Annotated in this window: 18 protein-coding genes and 1 riboswitch; of the genes, 10 read left to right on the top strand and 8 right to left on the bottom strand. The window is 66.0% G+C overall.

The window, feature by feature from the left end; translation table 11 throughout:
• Positions 1–12: 12 nt before the first annotated feature.
• Both A3M1_RS0103780 and thiC read right to left on the bottom strand, forming a co-directional pair.
• A complete protein-coding gene (locus A3M1_RS0103780; protein WP_018387624.1) occupies positions 13–456 on the bottom strand; it encodes an NUDIX hydrolase in 444 nt (147 codons plus the stop codon).
• Positions 457–513: 57 nt separating this feature from the next.
• A complete protein-coding gene (thiC, locus tag A3M1_RS0103775) occupies positions 514–2,331 on the bottom strand; it encodes a phosphomethylpyrimidine synthase ThiC (protein WP_018387623.1) in 1,818 nt (605 codons plus the stop codon).
• A gap of 96 nt (positions 2,332–2,427) precedes the next feature.
• A riboswitch (TPP riboswitch) is annotated at positions 2,428–2,555 on the bottom strand.
• 118 nt (positions 2,556–2,673) lie between these two features.
• Between thiC and A3M1_RS0103770 the strand changes: the two genes are divergently transcribed.
• Complete coding sequence (locus A3M1_RS0103770; RefSeq protein ID WP_018387622.1) at positions 2,674–3,921, top strand: lytic murein transglycosylase; 1,248 nt, start codon at positions 2,674–2,676, stop codon at positions 3,919–3,921.
• Positions 3,922–4,040: 119 nt separating this feature from the next.
• Here the strand turns inward: A3M1_RS0103770 and A3M1_RS0103765 are convergent, their stop codons facing one another.
• The 5 genes from A3M1_RS0103765 to A3M1_RS0103745 form a co-directional block, all read right to left on the bottom strand.
• Complete coding sequence (locus tag A3M1_RS0103765; RefSeq protein WP_018387621.1) at positions 4,041–4,928, bottom strand: cation diffusion facilitator family transporter; 888 nt, start codon at positions 4,926–4,928, stop codon at positions 4,041–4,043.
• A gap of 131 nt (positions 4,929–5,059) precedes the next feature.
• Positions 5,060–5,968 carry a sugar kinase gene (locus tag A3M1_RS0103760; RefSeq protein ID WP_018387620.1) on the bottom strand — a complete coding sequence of 303 codons (909 nt, stop codon included), beginning with the start codon at positions 5,966–5,968 and terminating at the stop codon, positions 5,060–5,062.
• Between the two features lie 110 nt (positions 5,969–6,078).
• Complete coding sequence (locus A3M1_RS0103755; protein WP_018387619.1) at positions 6,079–6,840, bottom strand: SDR family NAD(P)-dependent oxidoreductase; 762 nt, start codon at positions 6,838–6,840, stop codon at positions 6,079–6,081.
• A 110-nt stretch (positions 6,841–6,950) separates the two neighbouring features.
• Positions 6,951–7,532 carry a lysozyme inhibitor LprI family protein gene (locus A3M1_RS0103750; RefSeq protein ID WP_018387618.1) on the bottom strand — a complete coding sequence of 194 codons (582 nt, stop codon included), beginning with the start codon at positions 7,530–7,532 and terminating at the stop codon, positions 6,951–6,953.
• A 30-nt stretch (positions 7,533–7,562) separates the two neighbouring features.
• Entirely contained in the window at positions 7,563–8,771 is a 1,209-nt protein-coding gene (locus tag A3M1_RS0103745; RefSeq protein ID WP_018387617.1) for a pyridoxal phosphate-dependent aminotransferase, read from the bottom strand.
• Between the two features lie 170 nt (positions 8,772–8,941).
• Between A3M1_RS0103745 and A3M1_RS0103740 the strand changes: the two genes are divergently transcribed.
• The 5 genes from A3M1_RS0103740 to A3M1_RS0103720 all read left to right on the top strand — a co-directional run bounded on the left by A3M1_RS0103740 (position 8,942) and on the right by A3M1_RS0103720 (position 15,004).
• On the top strand, positions 8,942–10,123 hold the full coding sequence (locus A3M1_RS0103740) for a GNAT family N-acetyltransferase (RefSeq protein WP_018387616.1): 1,182 nt from the start codon (positions 8,942–8,944) through the stop codon (positions 10,121–10,123).
• Between the two features lie 106 nt (positions 10,124–10,229).
• Positions 10,230–11,057 carry a type I methionyl aminopeptidase gene (gene map, locus A3M1_RS0103735; protein ID WP_026221122.1) on the top strand — a complete coding sequence of 276 codons (828 nt, stop codon included), beginning with the start codon at positions 10,230–10,232 and terminating at the stop codon, positions 11,055–11,057.
• 17 nt (positions 11,058–11,074) lie between these two features.
• On the top strand, positions 11,075–11,707 hold the full coding sequence (locus A3M1_RS0103730) for a DNA repair protein RadC (protein WP_018387614.1): 633 nt from the start codon (positions 11,075–11,077) through the stop codon (positions 11,705–11,707).
• Between the two features lie 186 nt (positions 11,708–11,893).
• A complete protein-coding gene (locus A3M1_RS0103725; RefSeq protein WP_026221120.1) occupies positions 11,894–13,135 on the top strand; it encodes a site-specific integrase in 1,242 nt (413 codons plus the stop codon).
• A gap of 600 nt (positions 13,136–13,735) precedes the next feature.
• Entirely contained in the window at positions 13,736–15,004 is a 1,269-nt protein-coding gene (locus tag A3M1_RS0103720) for an MFS transporter (RefSeq protein WP_018387613.1), read from the top strand.
• Positions 15,005–15,017: 13 nt separating this feature from the next.
• Here the strand turns inward: A3M1_RS0103720 and A3M1_RS0103715 are convergent, their stop codons facing one another.
• Entirely contained in the window at positions 15,018–15,992 is a 975-nt protein-coding gene (locus A3M1_RS0103715; protein WP_018387612.1) for an AraC family transcriptional regulator, read from the bottom strand.
• 167 nt (positions 15,993–16,159) lie between these two features.
• On the opposite strand from A3M1_RS0103715, the gene A3M1_RS0103710 reads away from it, so the two are divergent.
• From A3M1_RS0103710 to A3M1_RS0103695, 4 genes are all read left to right on the top strand, one after another.
• On the top strand, positions 16,160–17,215 hold the full coding sequence (locus tag A3M1_RS0103710) for a helix-turn-helix transcriptional regulator (RefSeq protein WP_245261562.1): 1,056 nt from the start codon (positions 16,160–16,162) through the stop codon (positions 17,213–17,215).
• A 269-nt stretch (positions 17,216–17,484) separates the two neighbouring features.
• Positions 17,485–18,921, top strand: coding sequence for a basic amino acid/polyamine antiporter (locus tag A3M1_RS0103705; protein WP_018387610.1), 1,437 nt, complete (start codon positions 17,485–17,487; stop codon positions 18,919–18,921).
• A 25-nt stretch (positions 18,922–18,946) separates the two neighbouring features.
• Positions 18,947–20,185 carry an arginine deiminase gene (locus tag A3M1_RS0103700; protein WP_018387609.1) on the top strand — a complete coding sequence of 413 codons (1,239 nt, stop codon included), beginning with the start codon at positions 18,947–18,949 and terminating at the stop codon, positions 20,183–20,185.
• A 68-nt stretch (positions 20,186–20,253) separates the two neighbouring features.
• Positions 20,254–21,678 (top strand): basic amino acid/polyamine antiporter, encoded by a 1,425-nt coding sequence (locus A3M1_RS0103695; RefSeq protein ID WP_018387608.1) that lies wholly within the window; start codon positions 20,254–20,256, stop codon positions 21,676–21,678.
• Positions 21,679–21,879 lie beyond the last annotated feature (201 nt).

Below are 21,879 nucleotides of genomic sequence, written 5' to 3'. Positions count from 1 at the left end.
GCGATGCGCCGTTCAGCCGATCTCGCCCGGCAAGGCGAGGGCGAGGTCGGCGAGATACCCAACCTTGAGGCTGGCGCGGGGGCCGAGCCCGGCGAGGGCCAAACGGTCGAACCAGCGCGCCTCCAGCGCGTCGTCGGCGGCCACCGCCTCGCCCGCGCGCCAGCGGCACAGCACGGCGATCATCGCGAAATGATGGGCCAGGGCGCCGTCGGGGCCGTGTTCGATGAAATCAAGCACGGTGAGCAGGCGGGGCATGTCGGCATGGATGCCGGTTTCCTCGTGAAGCTCGCGCAAAGCTGCGTCGAGATGGGTCTCGCCCGGCTCGATGCGGCCGCCGGGAAAACCCCAGAGCCCCTGGTCGGGCGGATTGGCGCGGCGCACCAGCAGCATCTCCTCCCCCCGCGCCACAAGGGCGAGAACGGCGGCGACGGGGCGGACCGGAGGCGGCAAGGTCATCGCGGCGATACTCCTGAAGGGCGCGCGGCCGGAGAGGCCCGGCCGCGCGGGAAAAACCTACTCCGCCGCCGTCGCGTCGCGATAGATCTGGCCGCCGCCGGCGCGGAAGCGTTCGGCCATGTCCTCCATGCCCTGTTCCGCTTCCGCCTGCCGGGCGGTGTCCCGGATCTCGTGGCTGATCTTCATCGAGCAGAATTTCGGCCCGCACATGGAGCAGAAATGCGCCAGCTTGTGCGCCTCCTTCGGCAGCGTCTCGTCATGGAAGGCCATGGCGGTATCGGGGTCGAGGGCGAGGCTGAACTGGTCCTGCCAGCGGAACTCGAAGCGCGCCCGCGAGAGCGCGTCGTCCCAGGCGCGCGCCAGCGGGTGGCCCTTGGCGAGATCGGCGGCGTGGGCGGCGATCTTGTAGGTGATGACGCCGGTTTTCACGTCGTCGCGGTTGGGCAGGCCCAGATGCTCCTTCGGCGTGACGTAGCAGAGCATGGCGGTGCCGAACCAGCCGATCATCGCCGCGCCGATGGCGCTGGTGATGTGGTCATAGCCGGGAGCGATGTCGGTGGTCAGCGGCCCGAGCGTGTAGAACGGCGCCTCGCCGCAGGTGGCGAGCTGCTTGTCCATGTTGGCCTTGATCTTGTGCATGGGCACATGGCCGGGGCCCTCGATGATGACCTGGCAGTCGTGCTTCCAGGCGATCTGCGTCAGCTCGCCCAGCGTCTCCAGCTCGGCGAACTGCGCCGCGTCATTGGCGTCGGCGATGGAGCCGGGGCGCAGCCCGTCGCCGAGCGAGAAGGTGACGTCATAGGTGCGCATGATCTCGCAGATCTCGGCGAATCGCTCGTAAAGGAAACTCTCGCGGTGATGGGCGAGGCACCACTTCGCCATGATCGAGCCGCCGCGCGAGACGATGCCCGTCACCCGATTCGCGGTCAGCGGCACATGGGGCAGGCGCACCCCGGCATGGATGGTGAAATAGTCGACGCCCTGCTCGGCCTGCTCGATCAGCGTATCGCGAAACACCTCCCAGCTGAGATCCTCGGCAATGCCGCCGACCTTCTCCAGCGCCTGGTAGATCGGCACGGTGCCGATCGGCACGGGTGAGTTCCGCACGATCCAGTCGCGGATATTGTGGATGTTGCGCCCGGTCGAGAGGTCCATCACCGTATCGGCGCCCCAGCGGATCGCCCACACCATCTTGTCCACCTCGTCGGCGACCGAGGAGGTGACGGCGGAATTGCCGATATTGGCGTTGATCTTGACCAGGAAATTGCGGCCGATCGCCATCGGCTCCAATTCGCCATGGTTGATGTTGGCGGGGATGACGGCGCGCCCGCGCGCCACCTCGTCGCGCACGAATTCCGGCGTCACCACATCGGGAATGGCGGCGCCGAAATCCTCGCCGTCGCGGATGAGGTCACGCATCCGCTCGCGCAGGCCGTTCTCGCGCAGGGCGACATATTCCATCTCCGCCGTGACGATGCCGGCGCGGGCATAGGCCATCTGCGTCACCGCGCCGGACTTTGCCCGCAGCGGGCGGTGGCGCAGCGGGAAGGGGGCCACCAGCTTGTCGGCCGGGACATGGCCATTGTCCTCCGGCTTCACCGCGCGCCCGTCATAGACCTCTATATCACCACGCGCGCGCACCCAGGCGTCACGCGGGCGCGCGAGGCCCGCCGTGATGTCGATGGTGGCGTCCGCGTCGGTATAGGGGCCGGAAGCGTCATAGACCGCGAGGTTGGGCTCGTTTGCGGAGGGGTGCAGCAGGATTTCTCGGAACGGCACCCGAAAGCCGCGCGCCGGGCATTCCGCATAGATGCGGCGCGAGCCGGGAATGGGCCCAGTGGCGACGCTAAGGCTGCGGGGAGTTTTGGTCGGCATGGTGGATCTCCAGAACCAGAGGTTGGGGAGACCCGGGTGTTGTGACGCTGGGGAAGGATGGCGATGCCAGGCACGGGTGCATGCCCGCGCGTGGCGACGCCATTCGGTTCCGATCCCTTCGCCGGCATGACCCGGATCAGGTTCGAAGGGTCATCGCGTTGCCCTGCCTTGCGGCATGGCCGGCGCTCTCTCAGCCCCCTAGCGGGGCTCCCCTTGGAACGCCATGATCTTCGACGAAAGTCGTCTTCGGGTCAAATCGCGCTGAGCCGTCACCCTGCGGCTGCCGTATTTCCTGTAGATTGCTGATCACAACGAAACGATGCCTGAGATATCGGGGGACCCATGGCCAGCACGACGTTTCCGCCCCGCACTGCGACCCGCCGCGCGTTGATCGCCGGCGCGCTTGCCTTCGGTTTGCTCGCGCCTGCTGCGGCCTTCGCCCAGGACAATTGCGGGCGGACGGGCGCCGGCTTCGATGCCTGGCTCGCCGGCTTCAAGCAGCAGGCGGTGGCGGAAGGCGTGTCGCCGCGCACGGTCGCGGCCGCGCTCAACGGCGTGACCTACGCCCCCGACATTGTCGGCACCGATCGTGGGCAGAAGGTGTTCGGCCAGAGCTTCTTCCAGTTCTCCGACCGCATGGTCGCGAATTACCGCATCCAGCAGGGGCGCCAGAAGATTCAGGCCAATCCCGAGCTGTTCAGCCGGATCGAGCAGCAATTCGGCGTGCCGGGCGCGGTGCTGGTCGCCTTCTGGGGGTTGGAGACCGATTTCGGCGCTTTCATGGGCGACAAGCAGACGATTCGCTCGGTCGCCTCGCTGGCCTGGGACTGCCGGCGGGCGGAGATGTTCCGCACCCAGCTGATGGCGGCGCTGAAGATCATCGACCGGGGCGACCTGACCGTGCAGACCATGCGCGGCCCCTGGGCGGGCGAGCTTGGCCAATTCCAGTTCCTGCCCGACCATTATCTGAACTACGGCGTCGATTTCGACGGCGATGGAAAGGTCGATCTCATCCGCTCGGCGCCCGACGCGCTGGCCTCGGCGGCCAACTACATCAAGGCACTGGGCTGGAAGGCCGGCCAGCCCTGGCTGGAAGAGGTGAGCGTGCCGGCTAACCTGCCCTGGGACCAGGCGGACCTGTCGATCAAGATTCCCCGCGCGCAATGGGCGCGCATGGGCGTGGTGCGGGCCGGCGGCGGCCAGCTGCCCGCCGACCAGCTTCCCGCCTCGCTGCTGCTGCCGATGGGGCGGACCGGGCCAGCCTTCCTCGTCTACCCGAATTTCGACGTGTTCACCGAGTGGAACAACTCGCTGACCTACGCCACCTCGGCGGCCTATCTCGCCTCCCGCGTCGCCGGGGCGGGGCCGTTCAACCGGGGCCAGGGCGACAAGATCCCGGTGCTCTCCATGGCGCAGGCGAAGGAACTGCAGACGCTGCTCAACGCGCGCGGCCACCATGTCGGGCGGATCGACGGCATCATCGGCGCGGCGACACGGCAGGCGGTGAAGACCGAGCAGCAGCGGCTCGGCCTGCCGGCCGATTCCTACCCGACGCCGGAGCTGGTGGCAGCGCTGCGGGCCGGGAAGTGAGCCTGTAGCCAGCAGATCAACGTCATGACCGGGCTTGGCCCGGTCATCTATGGGTTTCCTCCTCACCCAAAGACGTGGATCCCCGGGTCAAGCCCGGGGATGCCGGCGTGCAGCGACCTTTACAGTACCGGCACGCCCTGCTGCTTGGCCTTCACTTCCGGCTCGACATGGATGTTGACGAGCACATCGGCGACCTCGGCCTCCAGCGCGTCCTCGATGCGGTCGCAGATGGCATGCGCCTCGCTGACCGGCATGTCGCCGGGCACGACGAGGTGGAAGTCGACGAAGATCATGCGTCCCGCCTGGCGTGTACGCAGGTCATGCGCCTCGATGGCGCCGGTGGCCTCGGCGGCGATGCGGCGGCGGATGCGCTCCAGCGTCTCCGCCGGCACGGCCTGGTCCATCAGCCCGCCGACGCTCTCCTTCAGCACCGACCAGCCTGACCACAGGATGTTCAGCGCGACGAGCCCGGCCAGCACGAGGTCGAGCTTCTCCCAGCCCGAGAGCGCCGCCAGCGCGACGCCGAGCAGCACGCCGGCCGAGGAGACCACATCGGTCAGCAGGTGCCGGCCATCGGCGGCGAGCGCGGGAGAGCGGGCGCGGCGGCCTTCGCGAATCAGGATCGCGCACCAGATGCCGTTGATGACGGTGGCGAGGGCGTTGACCGCGAGGCCCTTGGGCGAGGCATCGAAGCTGTGCGGTTCGAGCCAGCCGAGATAGACCTCGCGGAAGATGGTGATGGCGGCGACGACGATCAGCACGCCGACGATGACGGCGGAAAAATACTCAGCCTTGGCATAGCCATAGGGGTGGGCGGCATCGGCCGGCTTGGCGCTGACGCGCAGCGCCAGCACCGCCGTGATGGCGGTGGCCACGTTGACGATGCTCTCCAGCGCGTCCGAATACAGCGCCACGCTGCCGGTGAGCATATAGGCCGCGTATTTCAGCCCGAGCACCACCAGGCTGATGCCGACATTGATCAAGGCGATCCGTGAGGAGAGAGCCATCGGCGCATACCCATTATGGCGCCGCGCGCCCGATGCCCAGCGCTTAGTCGCTCATGTCTGAAAAAGCAAGCAGCTGCAATGACTTGCAAGTCATTCGCAGAAGCGTTTGCAGTGCTTCGCGCCGACGCGGCTCAGGCGTTGGCGTGGCGGGGCAGCAGCGCGCCGCGATGGCGGATGACGCGGCCCGCCAGATGGTGCCCGGCCTGCGCCGCCGCTGCCGGCACGTCGCCGCCAAGGCGGGCGGCGAGATAGGCGGCGTTGAAGCTGTCGCCCGCCGCTGTGGTGTCGACGGGCTCCACCGGCTGGGGAATCGGCACGAGCTGCGCGGTGCCGCCGCTGACCACCAGCGCACCCTCGGCGCCGTTCTTCACCACGATTTCCTGCACGCCGAAGGTGGCGAGGCGCTCGGCGGTGGCGGTGGGGGAGCCGTCGCCCCAGAGCGTTGCCTCATCCTCGAAGGTCGGCAGGGCGATGGAGGTGCGCTTGAGCGCTTCGGCATAGACCGCACGCGCCCTTGCTACGTCGCCGCGCCAGTTGCGCGGGCGGAAATTGCCGTCGAAGACGATGCGGGTGCCGCGCTCGCGGGCGAATTCCAGCGTCGCCAGCAGCCGCCCGAGCCCGGCATTGGAATAGAGCGAGAGGGTGATGCCGGAGAGATAGATGAGGTCGGCCTCGATCAGCGCCTCGCACACCACTTCCCAGCCCGGCAGCTCGAACAGCTCGCGCGCCGGGGCGGTGTCGCGCCAATAGGTGAAGCTGCGCTCGCCCTGCGCGTCGGTGTCGATGAGATAGAGCCCGGCGGTCCTGCCCGGCACGCGCGCCATCAGCCTTGTGTCGAGGCCCTCGCCCTGGGCGGAGGCGCGGATGGCGTCGGAATAGGGGTCGTCGCCGAGCGCGGTGGCATAGGCGGTCTCGACGCCGGCGCGGGCGAGATAGACGGCGGTGTTGAAGGTGTCGCCACCGACCGACTGGCCGAAGCGCCCATCGGCGCCGCGTGCCAGCTCGACCATGACTTCGCCGATCGAAATTACCCGGGCCATGCGTCCCTCCCTATGCGCGTCGATTCGCGCGGGAGCCTCGCTTTATTCCATCAGCGAGGCAAGGTCGGGGCGGCTTCCGTCCCGCCCGGGGCGGGACGGAAGGGGCGGGCTCAGAACTGGACGCCGCGGGTCAGGGCGCCATCGACCACCAGATTGGTGCCATAGATGAAGCTCGCCGCCGGGCTCGCCAGGAAGACGGCGGCGTTGGCGATTTCCTGCGCCGTCGCCATGCGGCCCGTGGGGTTGAGCGCCAGCGCCTCGGCGTACAAAGCGGGGTTGCCGTCCTTGATCTGGTTCCAGATGCCGCCGTCGAAATAGGTGTTGCCCGGGGAGACGGTGTTGGCGCGGATCTTCTTCGGCGCCAGCTGGAAGGCGAGGCCCTGCGTGTAGTGGATCAGCGCCGCCTTGAACACGCCATAGGGGCCGCAGGCGAAGTCGATCTCGCGGCCGGACACCGAGGAGATGGTGACGATGGAGCCGGCGGCGCTCTGTTCGAGATAGGGCATGGCGGCGTTGACGAGACGCACCGTGCCCATGAGGTCGGTGTCGAAGCCCTTCTTCCAGTGCTCCTCCTCATGGCCGACCGCGAGCGCGCTGACATTGGCGACAACGATGTCGAGCCCGCCAAACGCGCTGGCCGCCTTCTCCACGAAGCCGGCGAGGGCGGCGCCGTCGGACACGTCGGCCCCGACGCCGAGCGTCTTCACGCCGGCCTCCGCCAGCCGGGCAGCGGTGGCCTGCGCCTCCCCGTCATGGCGGCTGCATACGGCGACGTCGCAGCCCTCGGCCGCCAGCGTCTCGGCGATGGCGAGGCCGATGCCCTTGGTGCCACCGGTGACGACGGCGCGCAGTCCCTTGAGTCTGAGATCCATGGTCGGTGATCCTTCAGAAGTGGGGGGAGTCTCGGCCCATGATCCCAACACCGCCGCCAACGCACAAGACACCTCGCCGGATTATCCCGGTGCGGCGTGCGGTGCGGCGCTTACGGCGCGATCATGATGATGCGCGGCGCGGTGGCGGGCGCGGTCGGCTGCCCAGTTTCGGCTGCGCTGCCTTCGGCCGGCTCTGCCGGGGGAGGCGCCGCCGGCCAGCCGCCTTCGGGAGCGTAGCGGGCTTCGAGATCGCGGGCGCGCTGTTCGTTGAGGCCGATCAGGCAGATCATCCGTTGCGCCATGATGCCCGAGCCGCCGAGCCGCCCGCCGACGCTCTGCCGGGGGCCCTCGCTCTCGAACGGGGCGATGCTCTGGCATTCGAAATTGCGCCAATGGACGAAGCGCCCCTGCGATTCCTCGAATAATCCGATCCACCGCCGCCGCTGCGCCGGCTGCAGATCCGCCCTCGCCTCGATCGTGGTGCCGACTCCCGCGACGCTCCGCTCCAGTGCGCGCTCGCCCGCCGCCTGCAACGCGGCGAGGCAATCGAGATAGGCGCGCGGTTCGGCATGCTGGCTCCGGCACGCCGCCACGTCCGCCCGTGCCGTCGAAATAGCGGCGCCGAGAACGAGTGGCGCGGCGAGGAGGAGGCCGAGGCGGCGGGGCAGGCGCCGTCGCGAGGGATGCGTCATCGGTCTCGGCCTCCGTTCGGCCCGCAGCACTCAGGCGGCGGGCGCCTTGCCCAGGAAGGCGTCCATGCGCTCCAGCGCGCGGGAGATGTTGGCGGCGGAATTGGCGTAGGACAGGCGAATATAGCCCTCGCCGAACACGCCGAAATCCGGCCCGCCTATGGTGGCGACTCCCGCCTCGTCCAGCAAGGCGGTGGCCAGCTTCTTGGCGGAGGCCCAGCCGGTGCCCGATATATTGGGGAAGGCATAGAACGCGCCCTTCGGCACGGCGCAGCGCACGCCCGGCAAAGCGTTGAGGCCTTCCACCACCAGATGCCGGCGACGGTCGAACTCGGCGACCATCTGCGCCACGCAGTCCTGCGGCCCGGTGAGCGCGGCCAGCGCGCCGAACTGCGCCGGGGCGTTGACGCAGGACCAGGCATTGACCGCGAGCTTGCGTGCGGCGTCGAACAGGCCTTCCGGCCACAGCGCCCAGCCGAGCCGCCAGCCGGTCATCGCATAGGTCTTCGACCAGCCATTGAGCAGGATCAGGCGGTCGCGGATTTCCGGGTAGGCCAGCAGGGTGGTGTGCGCCTCGCCGTCGAACAGGAACTGGTCGTAGATCTCGTCGGAGAGAATGGCGACGTGCGGATGCGCCGCCAGCCCGGCAATGAGGGCGTCGATCTCGGCCTTGGGGGTGACGCCGCCGGTCGGGTTGGCGGGCGAATTGAGGATGACGAGGCGGGTGCGCTCGGTGATGAGCGAGAGCGCTTCCGCGGCGGAGAAGCCGAAGCCGTTCTCCTCGCGCACCGGCACCGGGACGGGGGTAGCGCCGGTGAATTCGATCATCGAGCGGTAGATGGGAAAGCCGGGGTCGGGATAGAGGATTTCCGCGCCGGGCTCGCCCAGCATGAGGATGGCTGAGAACATCGTCACCTTGCCGCCGGGCACGATCATCACCCGGCCGGGGTCGATGTCGAGGCCGAAGCGGCGGTGAATGTCACCCGCCACCGCCTCGCGCAGCGGCTGGATGCCGACGGAGGGGGTGTAGCCGTGCTGGCCGTCGCGCAGCGCCTTGATGGCGGCTTCGACGATATGACCGGGCGTGGCGAAATCGGGCTGGCCAATGCCGAGATTGATGATGTCGCGCCCCTGCGCCGAAAGCGCGGCGGCGCGTGCCAGCACGGCGAAGGCGTTCTCCTCGCCGATCCGGTCGAAGGCCGCGACAGGGTGGGGCGGCAGGCGGGTGGCAGGCGTCATCATGTCCTCGTCGGCGTTGTGTTGGCGTTTCCGTTGGCGCGGCGCATCAAAGCTCTTGCAGTCTTTCGCATTCGTGTCACACGGGAGCGGGGCGAGGTTCAAGGGGCTGCGCCGGCCGGATCGGCAAATGGCCGGTCGCGTGGCCGGTGGCGCGTGGGTTGGGTGAGACGCTGATGGCTGTGCCGAACGACGAGACATCCGCGCCGCAGGCGCTGCCGCTCGGCGCCCCCGTTGACACCGCCCCGGCGCCGCGACCGTCGCGCACCCGCCTCTCCGGCCAGCATGTCGAGCTTGTGCCGTTCGATCTCGCCGCGCATGGCCCGGCGCTGTTCGCCGCCAGCCACGGGCCGGAACGCGACGCGCTGTTCGCCTATCTGCCGACCGGCCCCTATGAGGATTATGCCGCCTTCGCCGCCTATTACGGCGCGGCGGCGGAGCGCGACGACCCGCTGATGTTCGCCATTGTCGACAAGGCGAGCGGCGTGGCGGTCGGCCATGCGACGTATCTGCGGATCGACCCGGCGAACCGCACGATCGAGGTCGGCCATATTCTCTACACGCCGGCGCTGATGCGGACCCCGGGCGGCACCGAGGCGATGTATCTCATGGCCCGGCATGTGTTCGAGACGCTGGGCTATCGTCGCTATGAGTGGAAGTGCAACGCGCTGAACGCCCCCTCGCGCCGGGCGGCAGAACGCTATGGCTTCCGCTTCGAGGGGCTTTTCCGCCACCATATGATCGTCAAGGGCCGCAACCGCGACACGGCCTGGTTCTCGATTCTTGCGGAGGAATGGCCACAGATCGCCGTGGCGATGGAGGCCTGGCTGGCGGCGGAGAATTTCGACGCGGCCGGCCGACAGAACGTGTCGCTCTCAGTGCTGAATACGCGTGCGCTTGACGTGGAAGGCCGCACGCTGCGCCGGGCCGACCTGTCCGATCTGCCGGCCGTGGAGACGCTGCAGCGCGCGGCCTATGCCCGCAACCGCATCCTGCTCGGGGTCGAGCCGGTGCCGCTGCTGTGGGATTATGCCCGGGTGTTCCGTGAGCGCGAGGTGTGGGTGCTCGACGGCAATGAGGGGGTCGTCGCCGTCGCCATCCTCCAGCCGCGCGGCGAGGACCTTCTGGCCGACAGCCTCGCCGCCTGCCCGCGGGCGCAGGGATTCGGCCATGGTAACCTGCTGCTGGCGGCGGCGGAGGCGCGGGCACGGGCGCTGGGGCGGCCCATCGTGCGGCTCTATACCGGCGAACCGCTCTCGGCCAACATCAACTGGTACCGGCGCAAGGGCTACGTCATCGAGCGGGTGGAACAGCTGCCCGACCGGAGGCTGGTTCATATGTCGAAGCCGGTGGGATAGGGGTGGTGCGCGCCTGTTCTGCGCGCGCTTTCCTTGCGCCGGAGCGCGGATGGCTTACATTCGGCGCGGGTATTCGCCCTGAACCTGTGCTGTTGGACGTTCGATGATGAGCTATGTGGAGGCGGCCGGCGCGCCGCTGCGCAAGACCGGCCATATCAAGCTGCATGGCCCCGAGGGCTTTGCCGGCATGCGCAAGGCCGGGCAACTGACGGCGCAGGCGCTCGACCTCGTGCATGAGCTGGTGGCGCCTGGCGTGACCACCGAGGCGATCGACCGGCTGGTGTTCGACTTCGCCATGGACCATGGCGCGCTGCCGGCGACGCTGATGTATCGCGGCTACCGCAAATCCACCTGCACCTCGATCAACCATGTCGTCTGCCACGGCATCCCGAACGACAAGCCGCTGCGCGAGGGCGACATCGTCAATGTCGACGTGACGCTGATCGTCGACGGCTGGTATGGCGATTCGAGCCGCATGTATCCGGTGGGCGAGATTCCCCGCCGGGCCGAGCGGCTGCTTGATGTGACCTATGAATCGATGATGCGCGGCATCGCCGAGGTGATGCCGGGCCGCCATGTCGGCGATATCGGCGCGGCGATCCAGGATTTCGTCGAGCCGCTGCACATGAGCGTGGTGCGCGATTTCTGCGGTCATGGCGTCGGCCAAGTCTTCCACGATGAGCCGAACATCGTGCATGTGGGGCGGCGCGGCGACGGGCCGGAACTGATGCCCGGCATGATTTTCACCATCGAGCCGATGATCAATCTCGGCCGCCCGCATGTGAAGGTGCTCTCCGACGGCTGGACGGCGGTGACGCGCGACCGCTCGCTCTCCGCCCAGTTCGAGCACACGGTGGGGGTGACGGAGACGGGGTGCGAGATCTTCACGCTCTCGCCCAAGGGCTATCACAAGCCGATCTTCAGCAACGACTGAGCGAGGCGGGAGCCCGCATGGCGCGTAACCGAGCAGGGCGCAGCGGCGGCCGTGACGACCTGCCGGACGATCCTGATTCAGGAGCCGCGCCGGCCGGTTTCGCCGAGGCGGAGCCGCATTTCCTCGGCCATCGCGAGCGGCTGCGCGAGCGCTTCCGCAAGGCGGGAGGCGAGGCGCTGCCCGATTATGAATTGCTGGAGCTGGTACTGTTCCGCGCCGTCGTGCGGGCGGATGTGAAGCCGCTGGCCAAGGCGCTGATCGACCGTTTCGGCTCCTTCGCCGAGGTGGTCGGCGCCCCGCCCGGGCGGCTGCGCGAGGTGAAGGGCGTCGGCGAGGCCATCGTCACCGAGCTGAAGCTCATCGGCGCGGCGGTGGAGCGGGTGACGCGCGGCCAGGTGAGGGCGCGTCCCGTCCTCTCCTCCTGGAGCGCGGTGATCGCCCATTGCCGCGCCAGCATGGCCTTTGTCGAGCAGGAGCAGTTCCGCATCCTCTTCCTCGACAAGCGCAACCAGCTCATCCTCGACGAGGTGCAGCAGCGCGGCACGGTGGACCACACGCCGGTCTATCCCCGCGAAGTGGTGAAGCGGGCGCTGGAGGTGGCGGCGAGCGCCATCATCCTCGTGCACAACCACCCGACAGTCGCGCTGTAGGGTGCTGTGTCGAACCGTGGTGTATCATAGCGTAAGTGCTGTGGGGGCTAGATTTTAGCGCTTGGCGTGCTCCCGGAGGCTGTGGGATAGTGGGAGCGGCAAAAGGGATAGAGGACCGCTTTCCGATCCCAGTCGGCGATCCCGCTTCTCCTCGACCGATCCCAGTGCCCACGTGGGAGATGCGCCATGCCGAGCCTGACCGATACCGCCATCCGCCACGCCGTGAAGCGGGTGGAGACTAGCCGTAAGCAGGAGAACCTGCCGGACGGGGAGGGGCGGGGGACAGGTCGCTTGGTGCTGGTCCTGAAGCCCATGCCGAAGAGGGTGACTGCCGATTGGATGGCGCAGCAGTGGCGGGACGGTAAGCGGACGAAGAAGAAGCTTGGTGCCTACCCGTCGATGTCATTGGCGCAGGCGAGGGAGGTGTTCAAGCGCGACTACGCCGACTTGATCCAGAAGGGCCGGAGCATCAAGATCGCAACGGATACCCGGCCGGGTACGGTTGCGGATCTGTTCGAGGGTTATGTTGTATCGCTAAAGGCGGCGAACAAGCCGTCGTGGAAAGAGACGGAGAAGGGTCTCAACAAGATTGCCGGGACATTGGGGCGGAACCGCCTGGCACGGGAGATCGAGCCGGAGGAGATCGTCGAGTTGATCCGACCGATCTATGAGCGTGGCGCCCGGTCCATGGCCGACCATGTCCGGGGCTACATCCATGCCGCCTATGGCTGGGGCATGAAGTCAGACAATGATTACCGTCACGCTTCACCAAGACGCTTCCGGATTCCGTTCAATCCAGCCTCGGGCATCCCGACCGAGCCGAAAGTGCAGGGGACCCGGTGGCTGAGTGAGGATGAGTTCGTCCAGCTCTATCGGTGGCTGGAATGCCCGGACACCCCGATCCACCCATCTTATGCCCGGGCGGTTCAACTGATCATGCTGACCGGGCAGCGGGTGGAGGAGATCGCTCGTCTTCATGTTGATCAGTGGGACGCCAAGGAGCGGATCATCGACTGGTCGACGGCGAAGAACCTTCAGCCGCACGCGGTCCCTGTTCCCTCGCTCGCAGCCGAACTCATCGAGTCAATAACACCGAACGCATTCGGCTGGTTCTTCCCTTCAGCCAAGGATCCGACCCGTCCGGTCAGCCACGGCACCCTCTATGCCTTCGTCTGGCGTCAGCGTGATCGCGGCGTCATCCCGCATGCGACCAACCGGGATCTGCGCCGGACCTTCAAGACGCTCGCCGGCAAAGCGGGCGTCACCAAGGAAATCCGCGACCGGCTTCAGAACCATGCGCTACAGGATGTCAGTTCCCGCCACTATGACCGCTGGAACTATATGGTTGAGAAGCGCGCCGGTATGGACAAGTGGGACAAGTTCGTCCGCACCATGCTCGCGAAAAAGCGCGGTAAAGTCGCCGCTTGAGTGGCGACGGCCGGGTTTGCTCTCTACCTGCCCGTCGACTGCCCTCTTCAGCGACGTTCGCTTTGCGCCGCCGTCTCGGCCATTGATCGGGTAACGGCCGCAGCCCAAAAGCAGACATCAGCAAGTTGCGGGCGCGTCGGCACCATTGTGCCCTGATTATCGTCGGCGTGACGCGGTATAGCGCTTTATTTTGCATCGCCCGATGGAATATTGACACCGGTGGAACTCTAACGAGTTCTTTCGTTAAAGTTCGCCTATTTCGATGATATAAATCGGTTCGTCTTCGATTAGTACGGCCTGGCCACGCATGCGACCCCTTGACCGATGACACCTTTCGTTGCGAATTTCCAGCGTGTCAGTCCCGGCGCAACGTGGGTTATAAAAGAACTGGGCCATCAGCGGCCGCGAACACCTGCGGACTATGCATCCAAGCTTTGAGAGCTTGTGGGGAGCTATTAATATACAAGGCGAAAGCCGTGAAAGAAGGTCGCGTCTCGGCAGGCGCCTGATATGGTCTTTACCGCAATCGCGCCCGTACCTTCGAGATAGCATGTCTGCACCACCGCAACCCGCCATGGCCGTTCCGAGATGAGGTCAGCAGTGCATGAACGGACGGTGAAGCGACGGCGGCCAGCCTTCCTCGGCGTACTGCTGTGCAACATCTTGGAATGGTATGATTTCGTTATTTACGGCCTGCTCGCCGTCTATCTGGCGGGGGCCTTCTTCCCGCAGCAAAGCGACACCGTCGCGCTGCTGGCCACGCTCGCCGTGTTCGGCGTCAGCTTTGTGATGCGCCCGCTCGGCGGGCTGATACTGGGTGGCTTAGGCGACCGAAAGGGGCGCAAGCCGGGTCTCGTGATCACCGCTGGGCTGATGGGAGCCGCCACCTTCGCGATCGGTATCCTGCCGACCTTCGAGGCAATTGGGCTTGTCGCGCCGATACTGCTCCTGCTGGCACGGCTGGTTCAGGGCTTTTCCGCCGGCGGGGAATGGGGCATCGCCAACGCCTTCCTGCTCGAAGTTTCCCCCGAAGGTCGGCGCGGCTTCTCCACCAGCTTCCTGTCGGTCACCGTCGCGGTCGGCAGCGGCCTCGCCAGCGCGGTCGCAGCCATTCTGGTCAGCACGCTTTCGCCCGAGAGCCTGAAGGACTGGGGTTGGCGCGTGCCTTTTTTGATCGGTGGTTCGCTGGGGATCGTGGCGCTTTGGTTGCGCACCGGCATGGTCGAAACGCCGGTCTACGGCCCAGTGGCGGGGCGTGCCACGTCCACCGCTGAGGTACTGCGGCTGATACGTCGTCCCAGCCTGACCGTGATCGGTTTCACCATGCACTGGACGGTCTGCTATTACATCTTCCTCGTCTACATGCCGCTCTTTGCCCAAAGGCATGCCGGCTTGAGCGCGGCGCAGGCAACATGGTCCAACACGCTTGCCCTCGTGGCCATCATCCTGCTCGTGCCTCTGATTGGCAGGCTCTCGGATCGATTTGGCCGCCGCCCTTTTCTGCTCTGTTCCTGCCTGCTTGTACTGATGATGGTGATCCCCGCTATGTGGATGATCGTCGCGCTTCGCAGCTTTCCGCTTGTGGTGTCCATGCAATTGCTTTTCGCCGTTGCCATCGCGCTCTATTCCGGCCCGGCGCCGGCGGTCATTGCCGAGTTGTTTGCGACACCCGATCGTTCGCGCTGGTCGGCAGTGTCCTATGCCATAGCGGCGGCCGTGTTCGGCGGGTTCGCGCCGTTTATCGCCGTCTGGCTCACCACAGCACTGGACAGCCCTCTGGCGCCTGCCGGCTATGTGGTCGCCGCTGCGGCGACCAGCCTACTTGTGGTCTGGAACATGCCCGAGACGGCTCACAGGCCGATTTCCTGAGCTGCGACCCGCGCTACTCTCCGGCATCCGCAGGTGACGGCGCGCATCCGTAATAGGCGTGATAGGCGCGGGCGAAGCTAGAATAGCCCTCATAGCCGATGCGCCGGGCGACTTCGCTGATGGCGAGATCGCCGCTGCGCAACATTTCCTGCGCATGCTGCATGCGTCGTGCATGCGCATAGGCGTGGGGCGTGGCGCCAAAGAGCTTCCGGAAGCCCTTGGACAGTTCGTTGCGGTTCAAGCCGACACGCTGGACAAGTTGTTCGATGGTCGGCGGATCAGCGATTTCGCGCCGATAGATTGCCGCCGCCGTCTGGATCGCCCTTATCTTTGCCTGTTCGCCGATCAGGCGTGGCGCCGCGCGCTGGCGCAGGTCGTGCACCTGCGAGACGACGTCGCAGAGGATCTCGACAGCCTTCGCGCCCAGGAAGACGCCGCGCAACGGCTCGGCATAACGGCAGGAGACAATCTGATCGACCATAGCGATGCCGGCCGGCGAGAGCGGCAGGGAAAGAACGTCCGGCGTGCCGTGCTGCGAGAGGAATATCGGCCTGAAGGCAGGCGGAACGCGGTCAATATCGAGACCGTACCGCTCGATGAAGTGCTGGCGCTCGCAGACGATGAGGATGCCGCGCAGCCTTGTCCCGGCGTCCGTATCCGAGACGGACAGCGGAATGTTGCTCACCTGCAGCATATGCGGATTGACGACATCCATGCGCTGGCCGATCCAGCGGCTGTAGTGGCCGGCCACGATGGCCTGGATGCAGACCAAGTCGGTCCGCACCATCTTAAGACTGTAAGGCTCGGCCACATCGAAATTCATGACGTGAAGCAGGGTGAATTTGTCGAGGCGGCGGTAGCCGTGTTCACGAGTGCGAAACACGTCATCGGCATGTGCGAACACGCGGCTGGAGCGCACGAACTCGCCGACTCCCAGGCCCGAGCTTATGGCGCGAAAATCCAGATCCAGCTTGTGTTGCTTGTCCATACGCTGCAATCCGCGCCTGCTGCCCACTCGTCGCGACAGGACGCCAGCGACGCCACATCGTTCCTCGCGATCGTCCGGTCACATGCGAATCCCAGCGTGGCGGACTATCGCGTCTTTTCACAATCTATGTCCAGTTGTCACACGGGACTGTGCGGCCGTTGGGGAGCATGCGATCCGCCTCGTTCAGAAGCTCTCCGGACAGAACGACGCGCGTGCATCCCATTCTGTTCACCACCGCCGGCCTGCCGCCGCACCAGCAGTTCGGGGCATTCCGCGACGCCTATGAGGCGATCCTAGACATTGGGCCGCGTGCAGATGGCCAAACGTCCTTCGCCATGTCGCAGCGCATCTGGCCGCTCGGCCGTCTGGTGCTGACCAGCACGAGCCTGCCGCGCAAAGGTCATCCGGTCCGCTTGACCCATCTGCCCAAGGCCGTGCTCGACCACTGGTACGTCATGCTGCCGTGCCGCTTCGACGAGGCTGGTCTGGCGCATGCCAAGCCGGATGCGCGGCCCTGCATCCACTCTCTCGCGCGGCCCCTCGTCACAGAGATCGATGATGATGGGGTTCTGACACTGTTTGTGCCGCGGAACCTGCTGGCGGATTCGTGCCTCGACAACCTGCTGGACGTGCCGCTCGCCACCGGCCCGGGAACGCTGCTGGCCGATCTTATGCTGGCGCTGGATCGCCGGTTGCCGCTCATCGAGCCCCACAACGTCGATCACCTCGTCGAGGCGACGCGCTGCTTGCTCATCGCCGCCGCGCGACCGTCCCGCGACCATCTGGCCGAGGCCCAGGCGCCGATGGACCTTACCCTGCTCGAACGGGCCCGGCGGCTCATCCGGCTCCGTCTGACGGAACCGGCGCTCACGCCGGAGGCGATCTGCAAGGATCTCGGCGTGTCGCGCTCGCGGCTCTACCGACTGTTCGAGCCGATCGGCGGCATATCGGTCTATGTGCGGCGCCAAAGGCTGCAGGCGGCGCGGCACGCGCTGCTCGATCCGATGGAGGTCCGCCCGATCACACGCATTGCCGAGCAATGGGGCTTTCCCGATGCGTCCGTGTTCAGCCGCGCCTTCCGTCATGAATTCGGCGTGTCACCCAAGCAGGCCCGCGAAGCGTGCCGGATGGGCCGGCGTGGAACAGGCTGCCGCCCGAAAACCGCACTGAACTCCAGCCGCTTGCCGAGCCTCGGCGAACTTCTCCGCCAGCTTACCGCCTAGCTGGTGGAACACGCCCGCATCGCACACTCGGCGACTGTCTGGCTGCGCAATGCAGAATTCATGCTGCATGTGCGAGAAGTATTCATAATTGTTCTAGGGCGCGTCGCCATTTTTATTTCACACTTGTAGCACGTCGGGGACATGGCCTAGAGTAAATCGTGCAGATTGGGACTCGATGCCAACAAGTGGGACGCAATGCCCATTTATTGGTATGCCAGCTGGTCTATAGGTCGAGCACATACGCTCCCTGCTTTTTCAAGAGGCGCAACATGGCGGACACCTCTGCTGGCAAGCTCTCGCTTCCCGCCCTGACCGCGGTGGTGGTGGGTTCTATGGTCGGCGCCGGCATCTTCAACCTGCCGGGCCGATTCGCCACCGCGACAGGGCCGTTTGGCGCGATCATCGCCTGGGCGATTGCCGGCACAGGCATGTACATGCTGGCGCGTGTGTTCCAGGCGCTGGCAGAGAGGCGGTCCGACATCGACGCCGGCGTGTTCGCCTACGCCAAGGCGGGCTTCGGCGACTATATGGGCTTCCTGTCGGCGTTCGGTTACTGGCTCGGAAGCTGCCTCGGCAACGTGTTCTACTGGGTGCTGATCGGCTCGACCCTCGGGCGCTTCTTCCCCGAAATCTTCGGCGACGGCAGCACCGCGACCGCGATCATCGTCTCGCTGGTCGGAATCTGGGCCTTCCATTTCATGATCCTGCGCGGTATCGAGCAGGCGACTGTGGTCAACACCATCGTCACCATCGCCAAGATCGTGCCGCTGATCGTGGCCATTCTCGCCTTCGTGTTTTTCTTCAATTACGCGCAATTCTCGGAGAACTTCTTCGGCGGTGTGAACATGCCCGAGAAGACGTTGCTGGCACAGGTGCGCGACACCATGCTGATCACCGTCTTCGTGTTCCTCGGCATCGAAGGGGCCAGCGTCTATTCGCGCTACGCCAAGAAGCGCTCGGATGTCGGCACCGCCACCATCCTCGGCTTCGTCGCCGTCACCGGCCTCATGGTGGCGGTGACCTTGCTCCCCTATGCCACCGCGCCGCGCGCGGCCATCGCCGGCGTGGCCAACCCCTCGCTTGCGGGAGCGCTGGAACTCGTCGTCGGGCACTGGGGGGCGGTGTTCATCTCCATCGGCGTTCTGGTCTCGGTGCTCGGCGCCTATCTCGCCTGGTCGCTGATCTGCGCCGAAGTGCTGTTCGCTGCCGCCAAGTCGCAGGACATGCCGAAGCTGTTCGCCGCGCAGAACGGCAACCGCGTGCCCGCCAACGCGCTGTGGCTGACCAATATCGTCGTCTCGCTGTTCGTCGTGTCGACCTACTGGTCGCGCGATGCCTTCAACTTCATGCTCGACATGACCAGCGTGACGGCGCTGTTGCCCTATCTGCTGGTGGCCGGCTATGGCGTTCTGCTTGCGCGCAGCGGTGTCGGCTATGAGGCGACCCCTCGGGAGCGCGGTCGCGACCAGATCATCGCCTGGATCGCCGTGATCTACACGCTGTTCATGTTCGTCGCCGCCGGGCTGAAATATGTGCTGCTGGTCGCCGTGCTGTTCGTGCCCGGCACGCTGCTTCTCTACTTTTGGGCACGCCGCGAGCAGAAGGCGCGCGTGTTCACCCGCGCCGAGCTGCTCGTCTTCGGCATCACGGTTTTGGCCGCCGCCGTCGGTGCCTACGGCCTTCTCACCGGCACCATCACACACTGATCGACCAGTCATAGGAGCTCCCATGATGGAAATCCCCTTCGGTGTTCACTCCGAAGTCGGCCAGCTGCGCAAGGTGATGGTCTGCGCCCCAGGGCGCGCTCATCAGCGCCTGACCCCGAGCAATTGCGACCAGCTGCTGTTTGACGACGTGCTGTGGGTCGATGTCGCCAAGCGCGATCATTTCGACTTCATCACCAAGATGCGTGACCGCGGCATCGACGTGGTCGAGATGCACAATCTGTTGACCGAGACGGTCGCGATTCCCGAGGCGAAAGCGTGGATCCTCGACCATCAGGTGGTGCCGAACACGATCGGCGTCGGCTTTGTCGACGAGGTGCGCTCCTATCTCGACGGGCTGCCGAACCGCCAGTTGGCCGAGACCCTGATCGGTGGCCTGTCGACCTATGAATTCCCTGAGACTATTGGCGGCGAAACGCTGGCGCTGATCCGCGACGCGGCCGGGGTGAACGAATATCTGCTGCCGCCGCTGCCGAACACGCTCTACACCCGCGACACCACCTGCTGGATCTACGGCGGTGTGACGCTCAACCCGCTCTACTGGCCGGCGCGGCACGAAGAGACCATTCTCACCACCGCGATCTATAAGTTCCACCCCGACTTCACCGGCAAGGTGAAGGTGTGGTGGGGCGACCCCACCAAAGATTGGGGCCTCGCCACGCTGGAGGGCGGCGACGTGATGCCGATCGGCAAGGGGAACGTGCTGATCGGCATGAGCGAGCGGACCTCGCGCCAGGCGATCAGCCAGGCTGCGGCGGCGCTGTTCGCGCAGGGCGCCGCCGAACGGGTCATCATTGCCGCCATGCCGAAGCTGCGGGCGGCGATGCATCTCGACACGGTGTTCACCTTCGCAGACCGCGACTGCGTGCTGCTCTACCCCGACATCGTCGACAAGATCGACTGCTTCTCTTACCGCCCAGATGGCAAGGGCGGCGTCGAGCTGCGCAAGGACAAGGGCGGTCTTGTCGAGACCGTTCGCGAGGCGCTGGGCCTGAAGGAAATGCGCGTCGTCCACACGGGCGGCAACGACTATATGCGCGAGCGTACCCAGTGGGATTCGGGTGCCAACCTTGTCTGCGCCTCGCCCGGCGTCGTGTTTGCCTATGATCGCAACACCTACGCTAACACACTGCTGCGCAAGGCCGGCATCGAGGTCATCACCATTGACGGCTCCGAACTTGGGCGCGGACGTGGTGGCGGGCACTGCATGACCTGCCCGATCATTCGAGACGCGGTGGACTACTGAAATAGCCCCCTCCCTCTTCCCCGATGGGGAGCGGGAGGGGACCCCACCATCGTCGCGCAGGCGCTCGCATGAACCAGCCCACGGAACTGAAATTCGCGCTGCCGACACTGACCGCCATGGTGGTCGGCTCCATGGTAGGAGCCGGTATCTTCTCGCTGCCGCAAACGTTCGGGCGGGTCACCGGTGGTCTGGGCGCGCTCATCGCCTGGGGCATCGCCGGCGGCGGCATGCTCATGCTGGCCTTCGTGTTCCAGACCCTGTCACGTCGCAAGCCGGATCTCGACGCCGGCGTGTTCGCCTATGCCAAGAGTGGCTTCGGCAATTATCTCGGCTTCGCCTCGGCGCTCGGCTACTGGACCGTCTGCTGCCTCGGCAACGTGTCCTATTGGGTGCTGATCAAGTCGACGCTCGGCGCGCTTTTTCCGGTCTTTGGCGATGGCAATACCGTTATCGCCGTGGCGGTGTCATCGCTGGGCGTGTGGACCGTGCATTTCCTCATCCTGCGCGGCGTGCGCGAGGCGGCGGCGCTCAATACCCTCGTCACCGTCGCAAAGATCATTCCGATCCTGATCTTTCTCATCTTTGTGGGCTTTGGCTTCAACGCCGATGTCTTTGCCGCGAATTTCTCGGGTGGCGCGGACGCCGGCGGCCTGTTCGATCAGGTGCGGGGCACGATGCTGGTCACCGTCTTCGTCTTCGTTGGGATCGAGGGCGCGAGCGTCTATTCCCGCTATGCGCGCAAGCGCTCGGATGTCGGCTTCGCCACGTTGCTGGGCTTCCTCGGCGTGCTGTGCCTGCTCGTCCTGGTAACGATGCTGTCCTATGGCGTCATGCTGCGGCCGGATCTGGCGGGCCTCCGCAATCCCTCCATGGCGGGCGTGCTGCAGGCGGTTGTCGGTCCCTGGGGGGCGGTCTTCGTTTCCGTCGGGCTCATCGTCTCGGTACTTGGCGCCTATCTCTCCTGGTCGCTGCTGGCGGCCGAGGTCCTGTTCTCGGCCGCACGGATGGAGACCATGCCGGCCTTTCTCGCCGCCGAGAACCGGAACAAGGTGCCCGTCGCCGCGCTTTGGCTGACGAATCTGCTGGTGCAGTTCTTCCTCATCCTGACGCTGTTTGCCGAGCAGGCCTTCCTCCTCGCGCTCAAGCTCACCTCGTCGATGATCCTCCTGCCCTATCTTCTGGTCGCGGCCTACGCGCTGAAACTGGCGTGGAGCGGCGATACCTATGCCGAGACGCCCAAGGGCCGTGCAGGCGATCTCGTGCGCGCTGGTATCGCGACGCTCTACACGGTCGGGCTGATCTATGCGGGCGGATTGACGTTCCTGCTGCTGTCGCTGGTGATCTATGCGCCCGGCACTGTGCTCTTCATCCTTGCACAGCGGGAGCGCGGCCACCGCATCTTCACGCCCATGGAGCGGCTGCTGTTCGCCGCGGCAGCTACCGGCGCGGTGATCGCCATCTTCGGCTTGGCGACCGGGCGCATCAGCGTCTGATCACCTCGACGGCCTTACACGAAATCGCCCCAGCGCGTGACGAGCGCGGGAGCTGCCGACGCTCGGAACGGTCCTTCTGAAGGCCAGCGAAGGGTTAATTCCGGCCGCAGACATTCATCGGCGATATGTCGGCTTTTCGATTGTAGTCCCCATAACCAGCCAGTCTGCCACCGGCCCCAAATCGGCCATTCATCGTCCCCG

Origin of the sequence: Ancylobacter sp. FA202, assembly GCF_000380205.1 — a bacterium.
In the GTDB taxonomy this organism is placed as follows: domain Bacteria; phylum Pseudomonadota; class Alphaproteobacteria; order Rhizobiales; family Xanthobacteraceae; genus Ancylobacter.
Note: the sequence above shows the minus strand (reverse complement) of the source record. Positions and strands in the feature narration are given on the sequence as shown.

Bases quoted from the DNA above. Each gene is read 5' to 3' on its own strand.
- A3M1_RS0103745 (WP_018387617.1), bottom strand. From the start codon at position 8,771: ATGATGACGCCTGCCACCCGCCTGCCGCCCCACCCTGTCGCGGCCTTC.
- A3M1_RS0103710 (WP_245261562.1), top strand. From the start codon at position 16,160: ATGCGATCCGCCTCGTTCAGAAGCTCTCCGGACAGAACGACGCGCGTG.
- A3M1_RS0103725 (WP_026221120.1), top strand. From the start codon at position 11,894: ATGCCGAGCCTGACCGATACCGCCATCCGCCACGCCGTGAAGCGGGTG.
- A3M1_RS0103780 (WP_018387624.1), bottom strand. From the start codon at position 456: ATGACCTTGCCGCCTCCGGTCCGCCCCGTCGCCGCCGTTCTCGCCCTT.
- A3M1_RS0103770 (WP_018387622.1), top strand. From the start codon at position 2,674: ATGGCCAGCACGACGTTTCCGCCCCGCACTGCGACCCGCCGCGCGTTG.
- A3M1_RS0103705 (WP_018387610.1), top strand. From the start codon at position 17,485: ATGGCGGACACCTCTGCTGGCAAGCTCTCGCTTCCCGCCCTGACCGCG.
- A3M1_RS0103765 (WP_018387621.1), bottom strand. From the start codon at position 4,928: ATGGCTCTCTCCTCACGGATCGCCTTGATCAATGTCGGCATCAGCCTG.
- A3M1_RS0103750 (WP_018387618.1), bottom strand. From the start codon at position 7,532: ATGACGCATCCCTCGCGACGGCGCCTGCCCCGCCGCCTCGGCCTCCTC.
- A3M1_RS0103760 (WP_018387620.1), bottom strand. From the start codon at position 5,968: ATGGCCCGGGTAATTTCGATCGGCGAAGTCATGGTCGAGCTGGCACGC.
- A3M1_RS0103695 (WP_018387608.1), top strand. From the start codon at position 20,254: ATGAACCAGCCCACGGAACTGAAATTCGCGCTGCCGACACTGACCGCC.
- A3M1_RS0103700 (WP_018387609.1), top strand. From the start codon at position 18,947: ATGGAAATCCCCTTCGGTGTTCACTCCGAAGTCGGCCAGCTGCGCAAG.
- thiC (WP_018387623.1), bottom strand. From the start codon at position 2,331: ATGCCGACCAAAACTCCCCGCAGCCTTAGCGTCGCCACTGGGCCCATT.
- A3M1_RS0103730 (WP_018387614.1), top strand. From the start codon at position 11,075: ATGGCGCGTAACCGAGCAGGGCGCAGCGGCGGCCGTGACGACCTGCCG.
- A3M1_RS0103740 (WP_018387616.1), top strand. From the start codon at position 8,942: ATGGCTGTGCCGAACGACGAGACATCCGCGCCGCAGGCGCTGCCGCTC.
- map (WP_026221122.1), top strand. From the start codon at position 10,230: ATGAGCTATGTGGAGGCGGCCGGCGCGCCGCTGCGCAAGACCGGCCAT.
- A3M1_RS0103715 (WP_018387612.1), bottom strand. From the start codon at position 15,992: ATGGACAAGCAACACAAGCTGGATCTGGATTTTCGCGCCATAAGCTCG.
- A3M1_RS0103755 (WP_018387619.1), bottom strand. From the start codon at position 6,840: ATGGATCTCAGACTCAAGGGACTGCGCGCCGTCGTCACCGGTGGCACC.